The sequence below is a fragment of the Thermovirga lienii genome (assembly GCF_036847465.1).
Lineage (GTDB): Bacteria > Synergistota > Synergistia > Synergistales > Thermovirgaceae > Thermovirga > Thermovirga lienii.
Genome location: NZ_DAITZW010000023.1, coordinates 1 through 19,357, shown reverse-complemented (window position 1 = coordinate 19,357; position 19,357 = coordinate 1). Strand labels below are relative to the sequence as shown.

At 46.4% G+C, this 19,357-nt stretch carries 16 protein-coding genes; 4 read left to right on the top strand and 12 right to left on the bottom strand.

Going from position 1 to position 19,357, the window contains the following annotated elements:
• Position 1 precedes the first annotated feature (1 nt).
• Both hydA and folD read left to right on the top strand, forming a co-directional pair.
• On the top strand, positions 2-1,366 hold the full coding sequence (gene hydA, locus V7Z69_RS06935) for a dihydropyrimidinase (protein WP_334139332.1): 1,365 nt from the start codon (positions 2-4) through the stop codon (positions 1,364-1,366).
• A 22-nt stretch (positions 1,367-1,388) separates the two neighbouring features.
• Positions 1,389-2,237 (top strand): bifunctional methylenetetrahydrofolate dehydrogenase/methenyltetrahydrofolate cyclohydrolase FolD, encoded by an 849-nt coding sequence (folD, locus tag V7Z69_RS06930; RefSeq protein WP_334139331.1) that lies wholly within the window; start codon positions 1,389-1,391, stop codon positions 2,235-2,237.
• On the opposite strand, the gene V7Z69_RS06925 is transcribed toward folD, so the two are convergent.
• Complete coding sequence (locus tag V7Z69_RS06925) at positions 2,232-2,678, bottom strand: MarR family winged helix-turn-helix transcriptional regulator (protein WP_334139330.1); 447 nt, start codon at positions 2,676-2,678, stop codon at positions 2,232-2,234. The two genes, folD and V7Z69_RS06925, sit on opposite strands and share 6 nt — an antisense overlap.
• A complete protein-coding gene (locus tag V7Z69_RS06920) occupies positions 2,675-4,042 on the bottom strand; it encodes an MATE family efflux transporter (RefSeq protein ID WP_334139329.1) in 1,368 nt (455 codons plus the stop codon). The genes V7Z69_RS06925 and V7Z69_RS06920 overlap by 4 nt, the downstream gene beginning before the upstream one ends.
• A 122-nt stretch (positions 4,043-4,164) precedes the next feature.
• On the opposite strand from V7Z69_RS06920, the gene V7Z69_RS06915 reads away from it, so the two are divergent.
• Positions 4,165-5,922, top strand: coding sequence for a thiamine pyrophosphate-binding protein (locus V7Z69_RS06915; RefSeq protein ID WP_334139328.1), 1,758 nt, complete (start codon positions 4,165-4,167; stop codon positions 5,920-5,922).
• A 45-nt stretch (positions 5,923-5,967) separates the two neighbouring features.
• On the opposite strand, the gene V7Z69_RS06910 is transcribed toward V7Z69_RS06915, so the two are convergent.
• The 10 genes from V7Z69_RS06910 to V7Z69_RS06865 form a co-directional block, all read right to left on the bottom strand.
• Positions 5,968-7,836, bottom strand: a complete 1,869-nt coding sequence (locus tag V7Z69_RS06910; RefSeq protein ID WP_334139327.1) for a TRAP transporter permease — start codon at positions 7,834-7,836, stop codon at positions 5,968-5,970.
• A gap of 75 nt (positions 7,837-7,911) precedes the next feature.
• Positions 7,912-8,886: a TAXI family TRAP transporter solute-binding subunit gene (locus tag V7Z69_RS06905; protein ID WP_334139326.1), complete on the bottom strand. Its 975-nt coding sequence runs from the start codon at positions 8,884-8,886 to the stop codon at positions 7,912-7,914.
• A 189-nt stretch (positions 8,887-9,075) separates the two neighbouring features.
• A complete protein-coding gene (locus V7Z69_RS06900; RefSeq protein WP_334139325.1) occupies positions 9,076-9,759 on the bottom strand; it encodes a response regulator in 684 nt (227 codons plus the stop codon).
• Positions 9,759-11,351: a sensor histidine kinase gene (locus tag V7Z69_RS06895; protein ID WP_334139324.1), complete on the bottom strand. Its 1,593-nt coding sequence runs from the start codon at positions 11,349-11,351 to the stop codon at positions 9,759-9,761. Before V7Z69_RS06895 ends, V7Z69_RS06900 begins: the two co-directional genes overlap by 1 nt.
• Before the next feature lie 49 nt (positions 11,352-11,400).
• A complete protein-coding gene (locus V7Z69_RS06890; protein ID WP_334139323.1) occupies positions 11,401-12,318 on the bottom strand; it encodes a DUF2207 domain-containing protein in 918 nt (305 codons plus the stop codon).
• Positions 12,319-12,503: 185 nt separating this feature from the next.
• Positions 12,504-13,544: an ornithine cyclodeaminase gene (locus V7Z69_RS06885; RefSeq protein ID WP_334139322.1), complete on the bottom strand. Its 1,041-nt coding sequence runs from the start codon at positions 13,542-13,544 to the stop codon at positions 12,504-12,506.
• Positions 13,545-13,573: 29 nt separating this feature from the next.
• Entirely contained in the window at positions 13,574-14,656 is a 1,083-nt protein-coding gene (locus tag V7Z69_RS06880) for an NAD/NADP-dependent octopine/nopaline dehydrogenase family protein (protein WP_334139321.1), read from the bottom strand.
• The gene (locus V7Z69_RS06875) at positions 14,649-16,646 is read right to left on the bottom strand and encodes a TRAP transporter permease (protein WP_334139320.1); all 1,998 of its coding nucleotides are present in this window, start codon (positions 16,644-16,646) and stop codon (positions 14,649-14,651) included. The genes V7Z69_RS06880 and V7Z69_RS06875 overlap by 8 nt, the downstream gene beginning before the upstream one ends.
• On the bottom strand, positions 16,633-17,157 hold the full coding sequence (locus V7Z69_RS06870) for a DUF1850 domain-containing protein (RefSeq protein WP_014163839.1): 525 nt from the start codon (positions 17,155-17,157) through the stop codon (positions 16,633-16,635). The genes V7Z69_RS06875 and V7Z69_RS06870 overlap by 14 nt, the downstream gene beginning before the upstream one ends.
• Before the next feature lie 62 nt (positions 17,158-17,219).
• Entirely contained in the window at positions 17,220-18,173 is a 954-nt protein-coding gene (locus V7Z69_RS06865; protein WP_014163838.1) for a TAXI family TRAP transporter solute-binding subunit, read from the bottom strand.
• A gap of 208 nt (positions 18,174-18,381) precedes the next feature.
• Between V7Z69_RS06865 and V7Z69_RS06860 the strand changes: the two genes are divergently transcribed.
• Complete coding sequence (locus V7Z69_RS06860) at positions 18,382-19,296, top strand: MurR/RpiR family transcriptional regulator (RefSeq protein WP_334139319.1); 915 nt, start codon at positions 18,382-18,384, stop codon at positions 19,294-19,296.
• The last annotated feature ends 61 nt before the right edge of the window (positions 19,297-19,357 follow it).

Below are 19,357 nucleotides of genomic sequence, written 5' to 3'. Positions count from 1 at the left end.
AATGTATGACCTGGTGATCAAGGGAGGAACCTTAGCACTGGAAAAAGGGACCCTTTTTGCTGATTTAGCCATATCTGAAGGCAGAATAGCTGCAATTGGCAAAGAACTTGAGGGAAAGAGGGTTATAAGTGCAGAGGGCATGCTTGTTCTGCCAGGTGGTATAGATATGCACACTCATATGGCTCTTCCCGTGGGAGGTACTCGTTCGAGTGATGACTTTTATTCTGGAACTGTTGCGGCAGCTTTCGGAGGTATAACTACGATCGCAGATTTTACTGTAGGAAGCCCCCATACGTCCCTGAAGGAGGACCTGGTCAAGAGGCTTGAGGATGCCAAGTCAAGCGTCTTGGATTATGTACTTCACGCCGAAATTGTGGGATGGAAGAGATCTAGAGTTGAAGAGCTAAGGGAAGTGTTTAGGGAGGGCATTAGAACCTTTAAGTTCTTCATGGCCTATGGGGACTCAGGGAGGAGAACAAGTGATGGCCAACTGCTTGACGCCTTTAGGGAAATTAGTTCTGTTGGGGGGGTAGCTTTAGTACATGCCGAAGATGAGGAGATAATATCGTACTTGGAGGAAAACCTATCGAAAGAGCAGTGGGAGAGCATGAAAAGTTTGGCCTTTACCAGGCCGGATGTCTGTGAAGCCACAGCTGTATCAAAGGCTGCCTTAATAGCAGGATATACCGATTGCAGGCTGCATGTAGTCCATTTGAGTTCTGCTATGGGGCTAAAGGAAGTTCAGAAGGCTAAAGAAGCGGGAATTAAGGTAACTGCAGAGACGTGTCCCCAGTATCTTTTGCTTACTGAGGAGGTTTACGATCTTTTTGAAGGACATCTTTTTTCCGCAAGTCCCAGCTTGAAAAAATCTTCGGATTGCAGCCGTCTTTGGGAGGGCCTTTCAAATGGTTTTGTTGATATGGTAGCTACCGACCACTGTCTCTTTACCAGGGCCCAAAAGGCGTGGAAGGGTTCCTTTAAAAAATTGCCTTATGGGCTCCCAGGCGTGGAGACCTCAAGGATTTTGCTGTTTTCTGAGGGAGTAAAGAAGGGGAAAATAAAACTCAGTGACTTCGTCCGTATAACATCGACGGCTCCTGCGAAGTTGTTGGACCTTTATCCCCAAAAAGGCACATTGCTGCCCGGTGCTGATGGCGACGTAGTGATTTTTGACCCTGAAAAAGAGTGGACACTAAGTGCAGAAAACCTCCATATGAACGTGGACTTTTCGCCTTTTGAAGGTTTAAGGGTTAGCGGCAAGGTGGCTTATACTATTACTCGAGGAGAGGTAATAATAGAGAGAGGAGAGTTCACAGGAGAAGAAGGCAGAGGCCATTTTTTGGGAAGATTGAGGAGAGAGGATTGATGAAAAGAGGTGATTTTAAGTGATGGAATGCAAGATCCTGGACGGGAAGAAGGTTGCGTCGGAGGTAAGAGAACGAATAGCGGTTATGGTAAAAGAGATAAGGGAAAGTGGCAAGGTGCCTCCCGGGTTGGCAGTGGTCCTAGTGGGGGACAATCCTGCTTCCAAGGTTTATGTAGGGCAGAAGGAGAAAGCCTGCAAGGAAGTAGGTTTTGAATCCTTTCTGTATCATTTGCCTGAGGCGACCACCCAGGAGGAACTGCTGAATCTGGTGGGTCAATTGAATGAAGATCCCAACGTCCATGGAATTTTGGTGCAGCTGCCATTGCCCAAACACTTGAATGAGACCGAGGTAATAGAGGCCATTCGCCCGGAAAAGGATGTGGATGGTTTCCACCCCATGAACCTGGGCAAGCTCGTTGCAGGTCTTCCGTGTACGGTCCCTTGTACTCCCAAAGGAATAATGCATCTTCTGGAATATTACGGCATAGAGATCGAAGGGAAAAATGCTGTCGTTGTAGGCCGTAGCAACATAGTGGGCAAACCTGTCGCCCATCTTCTGCTGCAGAAGAACGCCACGGTGACCATTTGTCACAGTAGGACCAGGAACCTGGAAGATATAACCAAGGAAGCAGATATATTGGTGGTTGCCGCCGGCAAACCTCATTTTGTAACTCAGCACATGGTCAAAAAAGGAGCTGTCGTCGTAGATGTGGGTATAAATAGGCTGGAAAGCGGCCTTGTGGGCGACGTGGACTTCGATGGAGTTCGCCTTAGGGCTTCCTGGATAACTCCTGTGCCGGGTGGCGTTGGCCCCATGACCATTGCGATGTTGCTGGAAAACACCTTGGAGATGTACGAACGTTTTTCATAGGTGAGGTGCGCTGCTCTTCCGCAGATTGACGGCGTTTTCCGCTACTCTGCGGAGGAATTTTTCTAATAGGTGATATTCTTCGTCAGTAAAATCCTTTGTGAGCTCCATTAGGGCTTTGTCTCTTGCTTTTAGTGCGAAAGGTAAGACGGCAAGGCCCTTTTCTGTGGGGAACAGGAGGAATTCTCTTTTGTCCCTTGGGTTGCGTTCCCTTCTAACGTAGCCATGTTTTTCCAGTCCTTTGATAGCACGGGCAATGGTGGTTTTGTCCTTTAGAAGTAACTCTGACAGCTCTTCCTGTGTACGGCCAGGATTCAGTGCTATCTCTATGAGCAGGCGTTTTTGGCCATGCCCTATCCCCTCGGCTGGTGTGCTATGATCCATGAAAGCCGATAGGTTGCGGTGGATGATGGATAACAGCCTACCTATGTTCTTGTCCTTCATGGAGTATCACCCCGAGCTTGAGTGCATTGGTTTTTAAGGCGCCTCTCGTATGGAAGCAAAAGGGCCATGGTCAAAAGATAGGAAAATAGGTCCGCCATAGGGAAAGCCAACCAGATTCCATTGAGGCCTAATATCCTGGGCAAGATCATCAACAGCGGCACGAAAAAGAGTATGGGCCTTGCTAGGTTTATTATGAAGGCAGGCCCGGCCTTTCCCAGAGCCTGGAAGAACACACCCCCTATTTTGTTGTAGCCCACAAGGAAGAAGCCTGAGACCATAATTCGCAGCGCTGCAGGACCCTTTTCAAGGACATTGGGGTCGGATGTAAAGAGGCGTAAGGCAGCTTGTGGGAAAAGTAAAAGTAGAGCTGCTACAGTTCCGCATATTCCCATTGCTATGAGGTTCGAGAGGCGAACGGTCCTTGCGGCTCTGGAATATTTTTGAGCGCCGTAGTTATAACCCACTATGGGCTGCATACCTTGAGCTATCCCTATAGTGGACATGCTTGAAAAGATTATGATCCGGTTGCTTATGCCGAACACGGTTATTGCCAGGTCCCCGCCGTAGATTCCTGCGAGGTTGTTTATCAATCCAAACACGAAACTTGATGAGGCATGCTGCAGCAAGGAGGGAAATCCTACAGAGAAGATCTCTTTGAGTATCTCCTTTTTGGGGTATATTTGGTTCAGTTTCGGTTTTATAAGGCTTCTGCCTGAATAGAAGAAATGGCTTATCCAGCCAGCCACCAGGACCCTTGAGAGCACCGTCGCTATGGCAGCACCCCTTACCCCCATGTCCAGTACGAATATGAATATGGGGTCCAATATTATGTTGGCCAAAGCCCCTATGAGCATGGAAGCCATCGCGGTCCTTGCAGCTCCCTCGGATCGTATTATGTTGTTCATGGACATGGCAAAGAGTATCAATGGAGATCCCAAGAATATCACGGCCATGTAATCCTTGGCGTAAGGCAGAATGTTTGTGGTAGCGCCGAATAGCTTCAGTATATCCTCAAGGAAAAACTCACCTAATGCAGCGAAGATAACCCCTAAGGAAATTATGGAGAAAATGTTGTTGCCCAAGGTTCGTTCTGCCCTTTCGTAATTTTTTGCTCCAAGACTGCGGGATATTATGGAAGCACTACCTATGCCCAGCATGGCTCCAGTGCCGCCTATTAACATCTGTAAAGGAAAGGAGACAGAAAGGCCAGCTATGCCTAAAGCACCTACGGAGTGTCCAATATATATGGTATCCACGAGGTTGTACAGGCCGTTTACGAACATGCCAACCACCGCAGGAAGAGAGAGTCGTAGTATTAGCCTCCCTATAGATTCATTTGCCAGCATGGCTTCTCGCTTTTTCACTGTAGCACCTCCTAGCATGAGGCATTATAAGCTCTTGTAGTTGTATATGCAACTATTTTATTCTTCCTTTTATTAGTGGCGAATAAAAGCAAGGTATATAATTTAGATAAAGGATTAAGTAAATGAATAAGTTGATGAAAGACTATTGCCAAGAAAGAGGTGTAATGTACATGACTGGTGCGAGAATTATTCTTGAGATGCTCAGGTCTTATGGCGTGAAGTATGTGTTCGGACTGCCGGGAGAGACTACTTTGGGATGGTATTCTGAGTGGAAAGATTTCCCAGATGTTAAATACATACTTGCCAGGGATGAGCGGAGCGCGTCCTTCATGGCTGAAGCATATGCAAGGGCGACCAACAAGCCTGGAGTTTTTGAGGTCCCAAGCCCTGGAGTTACTCATTGTGTTCCCGGCATCGCTGAGGCCTTTAAAGGCTCCACGCCTGTAATCTGTTTTTCTTCTGATATACCCTATAATTGGGATAAAAGGAACATGCTCACTGGGTGTGACCAACCGGCCCTATTCAGTGGCATCGTAAAAGAGTCCATGACTGTAACCAAGGCAGAGGATATTCCCTTTTTGCTTCGTAGGGCCTTCAGGATTGCCACTACCGACAGACCGGGCCCTGTGCATATAAGAATTCCACAGGATATTTTTTATCAAAATGCTGACGTAAAAGACATATACGCGCAAAAGGAGTTCGCCCGATTTCCGTCCCACAGGAGCATTGCAGAGTACGAGGCAATGACAAAGGCAATCGATTTACTCTCGGAGGCTAAAAACCCGCTAATGTGTCTAGGGCAAGGTGCGCTGTTTTCAAGGGCATGGGGCGAGGCTGTGGAGTTGGCGGAAGTTTTATCCGTTCCTGTGGGGACTACCATGACCGGCAAAGGGGCTTTTCCTGAAAGCCACCCTCTATCCATAGGTGTTATAGGGGCCAGGGGCGGTACGAGCTTCTCCAATAGCTTTGTTGAGGAGGCAGACGTCATATTCTATGTGGGTTCCAACACCGACTCTGCGACCACCAATGCTTGGCGCCTTCCAGATCCTGCTTCAGGGAAAAGGTTTATACAGCTTGATATAGCTGGAGTGGACGTGGGGAACATGTATAGCTTAGATGTGGTGTTGATAGGTGACGCAAAGGCCACCTTAAGAGAAATGGTTAAGATCGCGAAGAAAAAAGGAAGGTTCCCCATACGGAAAAGAGAAGCAGAAATAAAAAGGAAAAGAGCTTATTTTGAGAAAGAACTGAACAAGTATATAGATAGTGACGAAAGTTTGATAAACCCGCTATTTTTTATAAGGGAGCTTTCAAGAAAACTGCCGAGTCAGAGCCACATAATATGCGATCCAGGTGTCGGAGGTATATATACGGCTGCCTTTTTCAGACAGGAAGAAGCAGGAAGGAGGCTGTATTTCAACTATTCTATGGGAGCCTTGGGGTATGCTCTTCCAGGTGCAATAGGCGTTGCAGCTTCTGAACCAGGAAGGTGTACCGTCGTCATGACCGGTGACGGTAGTATGGGGTTTACCTGTGGCGAACTGGAGACCATATCTAGGCTGGGATGGAACATCAAGGTCTTTTTGTTTCAGAATGATTCCTTCGGCTGGATAAGAGGTGAAGAATCGCTGATTTGTGGTTTTGGGCCTTTTGCAACTGACTTTGCGCCAGTGGATTACTCAAAGGTAGCCGAGGGGTTTGGCATCAGAGCCTACAAGGTAAAAGACCACGAGGAATTACCTCAAGTCCTTACAGAAGTATTTTCAACAACGACTCCGTGCTTTATTACTCTTAGAGTAACCACACAGGACAAGTTAGTGCCTCCTGTACCCAAATGGGTGGCTGTTGGACGGCAAAGGGGGCTGAAGTGCATATATTAGGGCAAAATTGAAGGGCCTCCATATTCTTATGGAGGCCCCTCAGGGTCATGGGGTCTCGCTTAAAATTTTTGGTGTCCTAGAGAACAGGAACATGAACAACACAGTTGCTGCAATTGCAGGAAGCTTTATTGCCAGAACGGGGGTGAAGGCTGCCAGGCCTGACAATATAAAGAGAGCCCTCTCGTAAGGTTTCAAGGCCCTGGTCATGAATCCTTCCATGGCAAATCCCAACGCCAAGGCCGCGGATATGCCACCAGCTATGGCGGCTAAGTTTTCTAGCATGGTACCGTGAAGGATAAGTCCTTTGTCGTAGCAGAAAGCGTAAGGTACGATAAATGCCAGGATCCCAAGCCTCATGGCCTGAAAACCAGTTTTGTTGGGATGAGCGCCAGCTATGGAGCTTGCTGCGTAAGCTGCGAGGGCGACAGGGGGCGTTATGGCCGAGATGATGGCGAAGTAGAAGACGAAGAGGTGAGCACTCAAGGGAGCGAAGCCCAGTTTGGTCAATGCAGGTACACCCAGGGCTGCTGCAAGGATGTAAGCTCCCGTGGTTGGGAGTCCCATTCCAAGCACCAACGAGACGATCATTATCAATAGTAGGGCTAGGAAGGGGATGTCCCTTGCAAGAGAGAATACCAATCCTACGAACTTGAATCCGAACCCTGTCAAAGAAACTGAGCCAACGATTATGCCCGCCGCTGCGCATGCAATCGCCACAACGGTTATATTGAGGGCGCCGCTATAGATGGCGTCCAGTATGGATTTTATTCCCATGCGGCGCTTGGGATCAAAGAGGGAAACACCCCACGCCATAAGAATGCCCATCACAGCAGCAAGCATTGGAGTATAGCCTGAAAGGAGCATCCACAAGAGCCCTACTATGGGAATCAGTTTGTATATATTTTTAAGGACGTAGCTTTTTGAAGGCAATTCCTCCGGCTTCAATCCTTTTATTCCTGTTTTAACGGCTCTCAAGTGAACCATCAAGAATACTGCCCCATAATACAAAAGAGCTGGGAAAGCGGCAGCGATTATTACCTCTCTGAACTGGATACCCAAGAGGGAAGCCATTATAAAGGCCCCTGCACCCATGATAGGAGGCATTATCTGGCCGCCTGAACTTGCAACGGCTTCTACGGCTCCAGCGAAGTAGGCGGGGTAACCTAGGCGTTTCATAAGAGGTATGGTGAAGGTTCCCGTGCCATAAACGTTTGCAACGGCTGAACCAGATATGGATCCGAAAAGACAAGAACTTACCACTGCTATCTTCGCTGGTCCACCAGGAGTGGTACCGGCGAAGGCCTGAGCGAACTCCATGAAATACTCTCCAATACCACTTTTCTCCAGGAATCCGCCGAAGATGAGAAATATGATCACGAAGGTAGCAGAAACTCCCAGGGGAATGGAGAAGATTCCTTCTCCTGTGAGGTATATTTCCTCTACCACTTCCGCAAGGGTAAATTGGAGTCCCTTAAGTACTCCTGGCAGGTAAGAACCAAAATACATGTACCCTGCAAAAAATGCTGCAATTATAGCAAGAGGTAGGCCTACCACCCTACGGGTTGCCTCAAGAAGCATTATGGTCAACAGTAACCCAAGGATAAGCTGCGCCTGGGTTAGTGGGTCTACCTGCACTATTCTGGATACTATCTCGTTGTAGTTGACGATCCCATAAATTCCAGGGGCGGTGCTCAAGATCGCCAAAAACCAATCCATCAGGGTAGGTCTGTCCTTGGGAGAGGATTTGGTCGCAGGATACAGCAAAAATGCCATGGGCAGCACCCAGGTAAGATGTATGGTTCGCTGCAAGTAAGCCTCGAAGTTGCCAAAGACAGCAGTGTATAGGTGGAATAAACCCATTAAAATGACATATACGTATATGAAAGTCTGAGTTTTGCCTTCTAGTTTGCGCATCTTATACACCTCTGAAAAGGCTGGGCAAGGGTAAGAAAAAGTCAAACCCTTGCCCTAACCAAGTTTGTTTTGTGTCTATTTAACTTCGTTCCAGAACTTTACTGCTCCTGGATGGGCCTTTACGGCATCAGATACGGCTTCCTGTGGGTTGAGTTCTGCGATGTCCTTGATGGAGGCAGCCAGGTCGTTTTTGTGCTCCCACAGGGCCTTCGCCATGGAGTAGACCAGGTCCTCAGGAAGGTCTCCGCGCACGATTATACAGGTGTAATCTCCAACTACAGGTACGGGCTCAGTGACGGATTTGTAAACCTTGGGGTCCACTTCGAACGTCGTGGTTCCCAGGGCCTTCTGCATGGCAACCCTTGCTTTCTCGTCCACGGGTAAGATGACTATATCGGTCTGTGACTCGATCTTCATGACGATGGAAGCGGCCCTGCCTACCGCGAAGGCGAACATGTCGATGTGGTTGTCAGCAAGAAGGTTGGCTCCATCGCTGTAGGAGGCGTATTCTACAGATCCACCCCAGGACTTGATGTCGTCCCAAGATACCCCAAATCCTCTCTGGAAGATGGATCTGATGACGAACTCTGAAGAAGTTCCGGGCTTCAATGTGGCCATTCTGATGGGAAGTTTCTTCTCTATTATATCCCCAATGCTTTTGATGCCATGGGCTTCTGCGTAGTCTTTTCTCATAATGAAGTAGGTGTACTGCCTGTAAAGGTTTGCGAATATCGTGGCGTTGTTTGCAGGCTTCTTGAATGGTGCCTCTCCTGCCTGAGCAGCACCAACGACCGAGGCGACGGAAAGACCCATATCGGCCTTACCGCGGTCTACGTTAACTATGTTGCTCACTCCACCTCCGGTTCCGCTGGTGGTAGGTATGACATTTTTGGTCCACATGTCAGCCAAGGTGCCCCCAAGGGCAAACCAGTTTCCACCCGGAGGGCCAGCAACGAAACGGATCTGTTCTGGCCAGTTGGCTGGGGCAGCGAAGGCACTCCCTGCCAAAACCAGGGCGAAAACCAAAGCAAGCGCAACGATCTTTCTCATACTACCTATCACTCCTTCTTATAAGTTTTATGAATCCTGCAACCATGCTATATATTTGAGAACAAATTAACAAGGTTTTTGTCCGTAAAATAATGTTTTGTAAGTTTTGTTCATGGAGTCTAGAAGATGATTTGGAAAAAGGCAAAGTCTGCCCTTTTTCTCCAGTGAACGGAATGAACAAAAGTCAGGTTACTTGATTGACCTGTAGGTGTTTATGGGGCGCCCAATTTCTCCGTAATTTCTTTCTACGACCGCTTTTCCTTGGTCAACTAGGTATTCCAGATAACGCCTGGCCGTCACCCGGGATATGCCAATGGCTCTTGCGGTTTCCTCTGCTGATAGGGGAGTGGGGCTTTCCTCAAGAAGGTTTTCCACTTTCTTTAGAGTTGAAATGTTAAGTCCCTTTGGAAGGCAGCTTGCATTTTTTGTCCTTCTAAGTATAAGGAGCTTGTCTACTTCTTCCTGGGAGACGGTCTCCTTGCCTGATAAAAGTTTTTTTCTATATTCTTCATAAGTCTCAAGGGATGCTTTCAGCCTCTCGAAGAGGAAAGGTTTTATTATGTAGTCGAAGGCCCCCGACCTTATGACTTGGTTTATGGTATCGGGCTCCTGGGCTGCGGAAATTACTATGACGTCCACAGGGGCCTCCCTGGAGCGAAGCTCTTTGAGAAGTTGGAGCCCGTCCATTTCAGGCATGAAAATATCCAAAAAGACTAAATCAACAGCTGTTTCCTGCAGGTCTTTCAGGGCTTTCTCTCCGTTGTTTGCGCAACCTACGATCACAAAATTTTTCATCGTAGATACGAATCTCTTCAGTATATCGGCGACCATGGGGTCGTCTTCAACTATGAATATTCGGATCCTTTGAGTCATTATCTGTCACCTCTATGGGGTAGGATCACCAGAAAATCGGTGCCCTCGCCTGGAATGGATTCCACCTCGATGTCCCCGCCTAGTTCCTCCACCCTGTTTTTTACATTATATAATCCATATCCTCGTGATTGGGCGTTTTCTTTGGTGGAGAATCCTTTATCGAAGATGTGAGGTAGATCCTCGGGAGCGATTCCCATTCCGTGGTCCTTTACGTGTATGATTATTTTACCGGATTCTTCGAACAAGCCGAAAAAGATCTTTCGCCTTTCCTTGGGCAGTTTTTGCACTGCTTCAATGGCGTTCTCCAGTAAGTTGCCTATTATCATTATCAAGGAGAGGTTGTCGAAGTCCTCCAGTTCGCTGCAGAAGCTGTCTGGGTCTATGGAAAACTCTATCCCAAGCTCAGCGCATCTTGAGCTTTTCCCCAGGAGAATACCCCCGACCGACGGATTTTTGAATCTCTTGGAGATGAAAGAGATTTGAGACTGTTGGGCAGAAGTGATTTCCGATATGAACGACAAGGCCTTTTCATGTTCCTCAAGTTGTATCAGGCCTGCGATGGTTTGTAGCTTGTTTTTAAACTCGTGGTTTTGAGCTCTCAAGGCGTCTATGTATAAGGCGACCCCTGTCATTTGTTCTGCCTGAGCTCGGATTTCCGTTAGGTCTCTAAAGCTTCCGATGGCTCCTGCAATATTTTGTCCTCTGTATATGGGTATTAGCTGGGCTAAAAACTTTTTGCCTCTTATATTTAGCTCCACGTCCCACTGAGCTTTTCCGGTTCGCAGAACTTCTGAGAGGGATGTGCCGGGGAGGATGGGTTCCAGGGGTTGGCCTGTGGCGTCTTTGTCTATCCCGAAGAGTTTTTGTGCGGAACTGTTTATCAAGGTTATGTTAGAGTCTGAATCAATAGCTATGATGCCTTCTCTTATGGATTCTATAATACCCTCCCGTTGTTTTAAGAGGAGAGCTATTTCACTGGGTTCCATGCCATATATTATGTTTTTGACTCGGCGCGCCAAAACTGCAGCGGCTATTACGGAGACCAGAAGGCCCGCAAATATGGCAAGGAGCAGTTTGCCGTAGAGGCTGTATTTGGTGCTTTGAATCTCGTTGACCAGGGCATCCACTATTACCTCTCCTACTTTTACGCCATCTTTGATGATCGGAGCTTTGGATCTTATGGATGGGCCTATGATCGTTTGAGACTCCTTCGTTTGAGGCAGATACTCCAGGACTTTGCCTTCTTCTTCCTCTTGGAATTTTGTCCCTAGTTCATATGTAATAGGGTGGGAATATATTCTTCCTTCAGCGTCGGTAATTATTATGGATTTGACCCCTGTTTCCCTTCGGAGCTTTTCCGCTATTGGTTGAATTATTTCTTCTCCTTTTGGCGTGCTCAGGGCTTTTTTTATTTCGGGGTGCTCTGCCACCAGCAGGGCTATGTTGCGGGCGTTTTTGGCTATCATGCGCTTGAACTGGGCCTCAATGGTTTGAGCGCCCACCAATCCAACTACCAAGAGCCCCATCAAGGAGACTAAAAGTAGGACCAGTATCAATTGGGTCTGAAGTCCAGGTTTAGTTCCCGATTCCATTCAGTCTTTATGCCTCCATGAAGAGGGTTATTAAGGTTTATAACAATGATTATTTTGCTTTCAGACATCCCAGTAAGCCATCTATGAGGCTTATTATGTCCATTAAACCACGACTTCCCCCGGAATACCAGTCTGGCTCGATCGTTGTGGGATCAACACCCCTTGATTTGAGAAGTTCTGCCGTCGCTATGGTCCAGAATCTTCCTGCTTCAAGGCTTATTGCGTGAGGCAGGAGAAGAAAATAGTCCTCCAATATTTCATCAGTGCCCTTGGCGGAATCCGGCCCTTTCATGATTTTGGACCTTATTCGTGAAGTCATTTCATAGCCTTGAAACAGGTATGGAGTAGGTTTTCGGAGGATCTGAGTGCCCATGCAGACCAGTATAAAAGAGACCGCTGAGTATGTGGTTATCAAAGTGCCTGAACAGTTGTTGGCGTTCCATGTTAGAAAACCACCGAATACTGCAAGTACTGCGCTACCCAGGACGCCTTCAAGGTGAGGCCTGGTTAGCTTCTTCCCGTAGATCTTATCCAGGAAGGCTTGAAAGGATTCGTTAAGTTTGATGAAGGCGTTGGGTTTCTCTCTTTCCACTAGGAAGATCTTTTGGTTTTTGAACATTTCTTGGAAAAGCAGTCTTTCCTCGGATGTGCGGCTTGATGGGCAAGGCGCTTCCATTTGGATCAGCCATCCTTGGTAATGATCGGATATAGAAGTGACCCCTTCTATGGCTAGGTGAAACAAAGTGGCCACAAGGCAGGAGTCATGGTAATCTGCATGATACAGGTAACCTGTTTCTGCTGGAGAAGCTGGAAGGCTTTTAAGTTCTTTTGTCTCGCTCATCTTTGGTAAAGGTAGGTTTGTCTTTAGGGTGAACATGAAAAAAAGCAGGACCAGGTAGAATGATTGAACCATAAGGGATGCCAAAGCGGTCACCCACGCCTGAACTTCCAGGGAGATAAAGCCCATAATTCCCAACTCCTGCCAGATAGATGCTGGTTTTTTAAATCTTTAATCATATTATACTATATAAGGGGAAAGACGAGGATGAATTTGTGGTTGAGTAGAAAAAAGACCCTTAGGAATTTGTGTTTTTACGAAAGGGGGCATGGGGGAGTGCTACTGGTGCTTCCCCCATGCCGTGTAGTTGGGATTTATATCCATAGGGGCTCATTCCAAAGAGTTAAGTAGACTCCTAGACCCTTTGAAATAGCTTCATCATAAACCCTCTTTGCTACTGCTACATCTTCTGCTCCCATACCTACTGCGCAGAAGTAAGTAATCTCTTCTTTGCTTTCACGGCCTGGTTTTTTGCCGTTTACTATGGCACCTAATTCGGAGTGGAGGTCTTTTTCGCTCAACAATCCTTCCTTCGCCATTATAGCGGGAGTTTGTATCCCTCTGTGTACCAATGCTTCCCAATTATCTACAACTATTTTGTTTGCTTTTTTGACAGCATCAAACTCGAACTCGTAATTACCTACATTTGCAAGAAATACGCCCTTTTTGAGCCAATTAGATTTTATTATAGGCTTGAGGCTTGTTGTGGCCGTGACGACGATGTCTGCGTCGGCGACCGCTTCCTCTGCAGATGTTGTTCCTTTAATTTGCATATGTGGATGTCTTTTTTTCTCAAATTCTATAAAATTATTTACCCTGTCTTCTGATATGTCGCAAATGGTTATTTCTTCTAGAGAGGGGACCGCTGTCTTAACAGCCATCAGCTGGGTGTGATTTTGTGTTCCGGCTCCTATAAACGCTGCTTTTTTGGCATCTTTGTTGGCGAGATATTTGGCTGCAACTCCCGTAACGGCACCGGTTCTCATAGCGCTTATTACGGTTCCGTCCATTACAGCTATGGGAAGACCTGTCTCAGGGGAGTTCAATATTGTAAGTGCAGAGCCTCTGGGTAAGCCGTACTTCATTGGGTTTTGAGGTTTGCTTGCTATCCATTTGATTCCAGCGGTGTTTATTTCTCCGCCTACAAAGCCCGGCATGGCATTAATCCTTCCATGGATGGCCTCAGAATCTGCATCTCCCCACCGTAAAGTTACTTTATCTGGGGATATTGTTTCTCCTTTATCGTGGAGTGAGAAAAACAACTCTATCTGCTCCATGACCATGGACATATCTAGAGCTCCGCACTGAATTACCTCGTCTTGATTAAGATACAAAAACTTAACTTGTTTACTCATTGTCTGATTTTCACCCTTTCTCCGATTTTTTATGAAACAAGATCAATTATTTGTTCTTTGGTTTTTCCTTCCAAACCCAACGTTTTTAGGTTGCGGCCAATGGATCTGTAGTCGCACTTGTGGAGTGCGTTGGCTATGCAAATGATGCTGTCCATTACAGGAGTCTTGACGTCGAAAGCCTTGGACAGTTCAGAGAGGGGGACTAAGCTCATAGGAACATCTTCTGTTATATATCTTGCAAAGGGATCCTTAGGTGCAAGTATTCCCCTATATGCCTTTTGTTTTTGGATAGCCTCGTACAAGCTTTCAGATGGCGCAATTGGAATTCCGTAAACATCTTGAAGCCAACTTTTTGCGTCAGGGATATTTATTCCTATCCGTTTGGCGAGTTCAAGCCGTTCTTTGTCGAGTTCTTCTAGAACTTCGGCGACACAAGGGGAGATTCCTTCTCGGTAGTACTCGAAAGCCTTTTTTGCCTCAATTCTTGCGATGTTCAAAATTGTGGGGGCAGGGTGAAATATTGCCCCTATGTTGGCCAAACTTGTTTCCAAAACGTTTTTGGCGGCAGTAAATTGAGGGAAATAAGGATTGAGTTTTGATACGACCCTTTGTGTTTCCGATGCAGGCATGGCGGCTACGGCCATTTTCCGTTTCATTTCATATATGGTCACCTCGGCTGGACCTGTTATTCTACAAGCGAAAATGAGTGATTGGGCTTCTGCAACGGTAAATGAAGCCTCTGGATTGATTTCTTTTACCGTTTTGTTAAATTCTATAGCCCCACCGGTTCTTCCAGGATTTAGGACAACTATCTGATCGTGGATCAAATAAGGTGCACATAATCTAGCTATTTCGGCATGTGCAAATGCAGGAGTTACTACCATTATCAGTTCGCTGTCTTCCAGTGCCTCTTCAATATTTGTGGTAGCTTTCGTGATGGGAGCGAAGCCTGAAAGATAGTGGCCTCTTAATAGAATCCCTCCAGTTTTTTTGATTTCTGCCAGTTGAGATTCAAATTTGTCGTAAATTTTAACCTTGCATCCTTTGAGAGAAAGCCAAGCAGCTATGGCTGCTCCGCCGTTCCCTGCTGCTACAACGGTTACGTTAGTCATTTTTGTATTCCTCCCTTGCTTGAGCCGCGGAATTCATTGAATGGGGTACTTTTCCAGAGGCCGAATCGCCATGGAGTTTTCTTTTAAGCTTTTGGGTTAGATAAATAGCCACTATAAGTCCGAGGCCTAGGAGGTCAGTGTATATTTCCGGGTAGATCATGGATAAAGCTGCTACGCCCAGGCAGAACCTCTGAAAAATGTTGAGAACGCCGAAGAAGTAATTTTCAAGGCAGCTAGCCATGGCTATTACTCCCAATACGGCGGTTGTTGTGGCTATTGCCGCATCCGAGATGTTGGTGTCCAACAAAAGCAGCTTAGGCTCCAGAGCAAATATGAAAGGTAGTATAAATGCTGCCAATGCAAGTTTTAGACCATTCAACGCCGTTTTTACCGGGTCTGCTTTTGCTATTGAGGCCGCCAGGTAGGAACTTAATGCTACAGGTGGTGTTACCGAGGCCATGCACCCAAAGTAGAAAATGAAAAGGTGTGCGGCAACAACAGGCACGCCCATCTTGACAATGGCAGGGGCAACCATGGAACCCAAGATTATGTACAGTGCCGTTGTGGGCATACCCATGCCCATGATGATGGAAGCCAGCATGGTTAGAACTAGGGCAGGGTATAGAGAACCTTTGGAAATGGTAATTATCAAATCGGCAAATTTTAGCCCTATGCCTGTTAAGGTTACTGTACCCACTATCAGGCCCGCTACAGCGCATGCCACTATCACGCTTAATGCTCCTTTGGCGCCTAACTCTAGAGCTCTAAGGAATTTGTGGAGGTTCAACCGGGTTTCCTTCCTTATGAAACTTGCTACTATTACCAACATGACAGCGCTGAAAGATGCTTTGATAGGGGAGTATCCTGCCAGGAGCATATAAACTATGCTTAAGGGAGCCAGAAGTAAAAATCCTCCCTTTTTGATTGTTTCAATGAAGCTTGGGAGCTTATCTTTGGTTAGTCCTTTCAGGCCCATTTTGGCAGCTTCAATGTCAACCATGAGGAAGACAGCGAGATAATAGAGCACAGCAGGTATAGCTGCGTGAACAATCAGTTTCCCGTATGGAACGCCAGTCATTTCAGCCATGATGAATGCTGCGGCACCCATGATGGGAGGCATGATTTGCCCTCCTGATGACGATGCTGCTTCAACACCGCCAGCAAATTCGGGCTTGTATCCTACGCTTTTCATCAAGGGTATGGTGAAAGTTCCTGTACCTGCAACGTTTGCGAAGGAGCTTCCAGATATGGTGCCCATTAATCCGCTTCCTACGACGGCGGCTTTAGCAGGGCCTCCGCGATAGCGTCCTGTGATGGAAAAAGCTAGGTCTATAAAGGCTTGAGCTCCACCTGTTTCTGTTAAGAAGGAACCTAATAATATGAAAACGAACACAAAGGTTGACGTGACGTAAATAGCTACACCATATATGCCCTCACTTGTGAGGAACATGTGCTCGATTATTCTGTCCAAGCCGTACTGACGATGTCCTAGTTCGCCGGGGATAAGATGGCCAAATATGGCATATAGCAAGAAGATAGATGATACTATTACAAGAGGCCAACCCATGGTTCTTCTGCTGGCTTCCAGTACTGTAAGAATTGTTATAGCGCCTAAGACAAGGTCTCTCATAAGCGGGTCTCCTGCTCGCATTACTATGTTCAAATAATCAAGGACCAAATAAGCACCTGTACCCAGAGAAAAAATAACTATTGCCCAATCGAACAAGGGAACTCTGTCCTTGTATTTTTTTGATGATGGGAAAACTAAAAACGTCAGAGCGAGAGCGAAAGCCAGGTGTATGGCTCTGTGTTGCATCTGCGGAAGCATGCTGAATCCTGAAGAATACAGATGAAACAATGACATTATTATCGCCAATATAGAACAGACTTTTGCGCTTATACCAACGAGGTTCCGTTTGTTTTCTAATTTCTCGTTCAGCTCTTCAATGGTTATTTCCTTTGATGCCTTTTTCTTTCTAAAAAAGGACATTTACATCACCCCAAGTCAAGAATTTCCATAGGTAGGTTTTTGTGGTGCTTATGTCGATTCGCTCTCCATCGTTAACAGCCTTTGTAAGGTCTACTTTCTTTTCGCAGTGGTCCATAAGTAGTGCAGGCTTAGCGATGTAACTTACTCTGAAGGGGAGGAAATCGATAGGTTTATTGATCCCCTCAATTACAAGGAAATTTTTTTCGAACTTGCCTTTATTCTTGTACGTTGAAGGTACGCCCCAACCCAAATCCTGCAGTTTTGTTGACGTCAGGTACATTTTTCCGCTTTTGTCAATGGAGTAATATTCGTAAACAGGGCTTAGATGGACGGAGTGTCGAATGACTGTAGCAAAAGTATATCCTTCGGGTACTATTTTTCTAAAAAGCACGTTACCGTTCTCGTAATTTTCAATGGTGAGAACCGTTACCTTATGAAATAAAAGTAGAATCGATGTGGTTGCGATAGCAAATATCAACAAAAGTATTAAGCCTTTATTTTTAGAAAACATCTTATATCACCTGCTCCGTTTTTGAGGCTTGGGGTTTCCCCCAAGCCTCAAAAGAGGGATTGTTATTTGAGAAGTCCTACTTCTCTGTAGTATTTTTCTGCACCGGGGTGGAGGGGTACAGACATGGCGCTCAATGCGGTTTCCAGCTTTATGTTTTTGCCCTGGGCATGGGCTGCAGCTAATTCATCGGTGTGTTCGAACAGGGCTTTGGTGATCTTATAGACCGTTTCTTCGCTCAAGCTTTCATCACAGCTCAAAATGGCAGGGCTGGCTACGGTAAGGACTTCTTCGTCTACGCCCTTATATATGCCAGAGGGCAAGTTGTAGAGCATCAGATAGGGTTTGTCGGCGAGGAAGGGTTTCATTACCTTTTCGTCCACCGACAACATGGCTATGTCCAGAGTGGTTGAAACATCAACCACCGCAGAAGTTGGAAGGCCTGAGCCCACTATGGCACAGTCAATCAGCCTGTCTTTTAGAGCTGTGACAGCCTCTCCGAACTTCAAAAACTGCTCATCAATGTCGTCATAGGTGAGACCATGAGCTTCCAGTACTAGCTTGGCAGTTCTTTCAGTGCCGCTTCCTGCTCCGCCCACGGCGACCTTTTTGCCCTTTAGGTCGTAGATTGTTTTCAGGCCTGAGTTCTCAAGAACGATGAACTGGAAAACTTCAGGGTAAAGGCAGGCAATTCCTCTGATGTTTTTGACGGGTTTGTCGTCAAATGGTGGCAGGCCTTGGTATCCAGCGAAAGATGTGTTTGCTGCGCCCAACATCATGTCCACGTTTTTGTTTCGCAGCATTTTGAGGTTTGCCACGGAAGCGCCTGTGGATTCTGCCGTTACCTCTACTCCTGGGACGTATTTGTTGATAATAGATGCTATGGCTGAGCCTATGGGATAGTACGTTCCTGCCGTTCCGCCTGTAGCCAAAGACAGCCTCTCAACTGCCGATGCTGCTCCAGCTACCCCTAACAGAGCAACAACCAAAAACAATGCCGCCAACTTCCTTAAACTCAATTTCCGTCGCCTCCTTTTTGAATATTTTGTAAAATAAAGCTTGTGGGATGTTAAGTTTGACATATTTAAGTATCAAGTTTTAGTATATTGATACCCAAACATATCAGTATGCAATTTAACAAAATCTATTCTAGAGGTCAATGTTGTGAAAGGGAAAACAATATTGCATAATGTATCCACATGTTTACGGTGAGAGGAGTTTATCAAGATGAGCAAAATAAACGATGAAACACCCCTTGTAAGAGGCAAAACGACCATGCCGGAAAAGTATGCAGGAGGCATTTTCCAGTATATAAGAACTAAAAGTAAAGATTTACCTCAAAAACAACAACTGGTATGCAACTATATATTGAATAACTATCAAAAGGCGGCTTTTTTAAATTCTGATGAGCTTGCCAAGGAATCTGGCACTAGTCACGCAACAGTTTTTAGAACTGTAACGAGTTTGGGTTTTCCGTCCTATAAAGCGTTAAGGGAAAAACTTCAAGAGGTTTTGACCAAGACGTCCATTCCTCCACTGGACCGCCTAAAGGACGCTTTTTCAGATATTAGCAACTCGAACATTTTAGATGTGGTAATAGAGGAGAATATACGCAACTTGAGAACCATGAACACCTCTGAGCTCAAAGATAACTTCCCCAAGGCCATTGAGCTCTTACTTCCGGCCCGGAGGATTTACATAATAGGGCTCAGGTCTACCAGGGGAATCGCCGTTTACCTCCATGCTTTGCTGCAGCAGTTCAGGAGAGACGTTTTTTTGGTCGATGCAGCGGGATCCGACACAGTCTTGGACGTAATGCTGGACATGGAAAAAGATGACGTTCTCTTGGCTCTAATGGCTGGTAGCCCCCATTACACCAAAAGAACGGTGGTATGTATAGATTATGCTCGTAAAAAAGGCATCCCGGTAGTACTCATAACCAACAGTCTCTCCAGTATTGCTGCTCCGTTGGCTACGGTATTGTTGCTGGCACCCCAAAACACCACTCATTACAGCTCCAGCTCTCTTTTGACCATATGTGATGCAATTATTGCTGCACTGGGGGCACAAAAACGGGATGAAGCCAACAAGAAAATAGATGAGCTTAGCTCTCTGCTTGTGGAGTACGACATATCTTTTTAGTTGTTGTGGTTGGCCTTTTTATCTTTTGAGCTGAAAAGCCCTGCCTCTTAGACGGTGGTAG

Excerpts from the sequence above, each read along its gene's own strand:
- hydA (WP_334139332.1), top strand. The coding sequence starts at position 2 with ATGTATGACCTGGTGATCAAGGGAGGAACCTTAGCACTGGAAAAAGGG.
- folD (WP_334139331.1), top strand. The coding sequence starts at position 1,389 with ATGGAATGCAAGATCCTGGACGGGAAGAAGGTTGCGTCGGAGGTAAGA.
- V7Z69_RS06925 (WP_334139330.1), bottom strand. The coding sequence starts at position 2,678 with ATGAAGGACAAGAACATAGGTAGGCTGTTATCCATCATCCACCGCAAC.
- V7Z69_RS06915 (WP_334139328.1), top strand. The coding sequence starts at position 4,165 with ATGAATAAGTTGATGAAAGACTATTGCCAAGAAAGAGGTGTAATGTAC.
- V7Z69_RS06910 (WP_334139327.1), bottom strand. The coding sequence starts at position 7,836 with ATGCGCAAACTAGAAGGCAAAACTCAGACTTTCATATACGTATATGTC.
- V7Z69_RS06905 (WP_334139326.1), bottom strand. The coding sequence starts at position 8,886 with ATGAGAAAGATCGTTGCGCTTGCTTTGGTTTTCGCCCTGGTTTTGGCA.
- V7Z69_RS06900 (WP_334139325.1), bottom strand. The coding sequence starts at position 9,759 with ATGACTCAAAGGATCCGAATATTCATAGTTGAAGACGACCCCATGGTC.
- V7Z69_RS06895 (WP_334139324.1), bottom strand. The coding sequence starts at position 11,351 with ATGGAATCGGGAACTAAACCTGGACTTCAGACCCAATTGATACTGGTC.
- V7Z69_RS06890 (WP_334139323.1), bottom strand. The coding sequence starts at position 12,318 with ATGGGCTTTATCTCCCTGGAAGTTCAGGCGTGGGTGACCGCTTTGGCA.
- V7Z69_RS06885 (WP_334139322.1), bottom strand. The coding sequence starts at position 13,544 with ATGAGTAAACAAGTTAAGTTTTTGTATCTTAATCAAGACGAGGTAATT.
- V7Z69_RS06880 (WP_334139321.1), bottom strand. The coding sequence starts at position 14,656 with ATGACTAACGTAACCGTTGTAGCAGCAGGGAACGGCGGAGCAGCCATA.
- V7Z69_RS06875 (WP_334139320.1), bottom strand. The coding sequence starts at position 16,646 with ATGTCCTTTTTTAGAAAGAAAAAGGCATCAAAGGAAATAACCATTGAA.
- V7Z69_RS06870 (WP_014163839.1), bottom strand. The coding sequence starts at position 17,157 with ATGTTTTCTAAAAATAAAGGCTTAATACTTTTGTTGATATTTGCTATC.
- V7Z69_RS06860 (WP_334139319.1), top strand. The coding sequence starts at position 18,382 with ATGAGCAAAATAAACGATGAAACACCCCTTGTAAGAGGCAAAACGACC.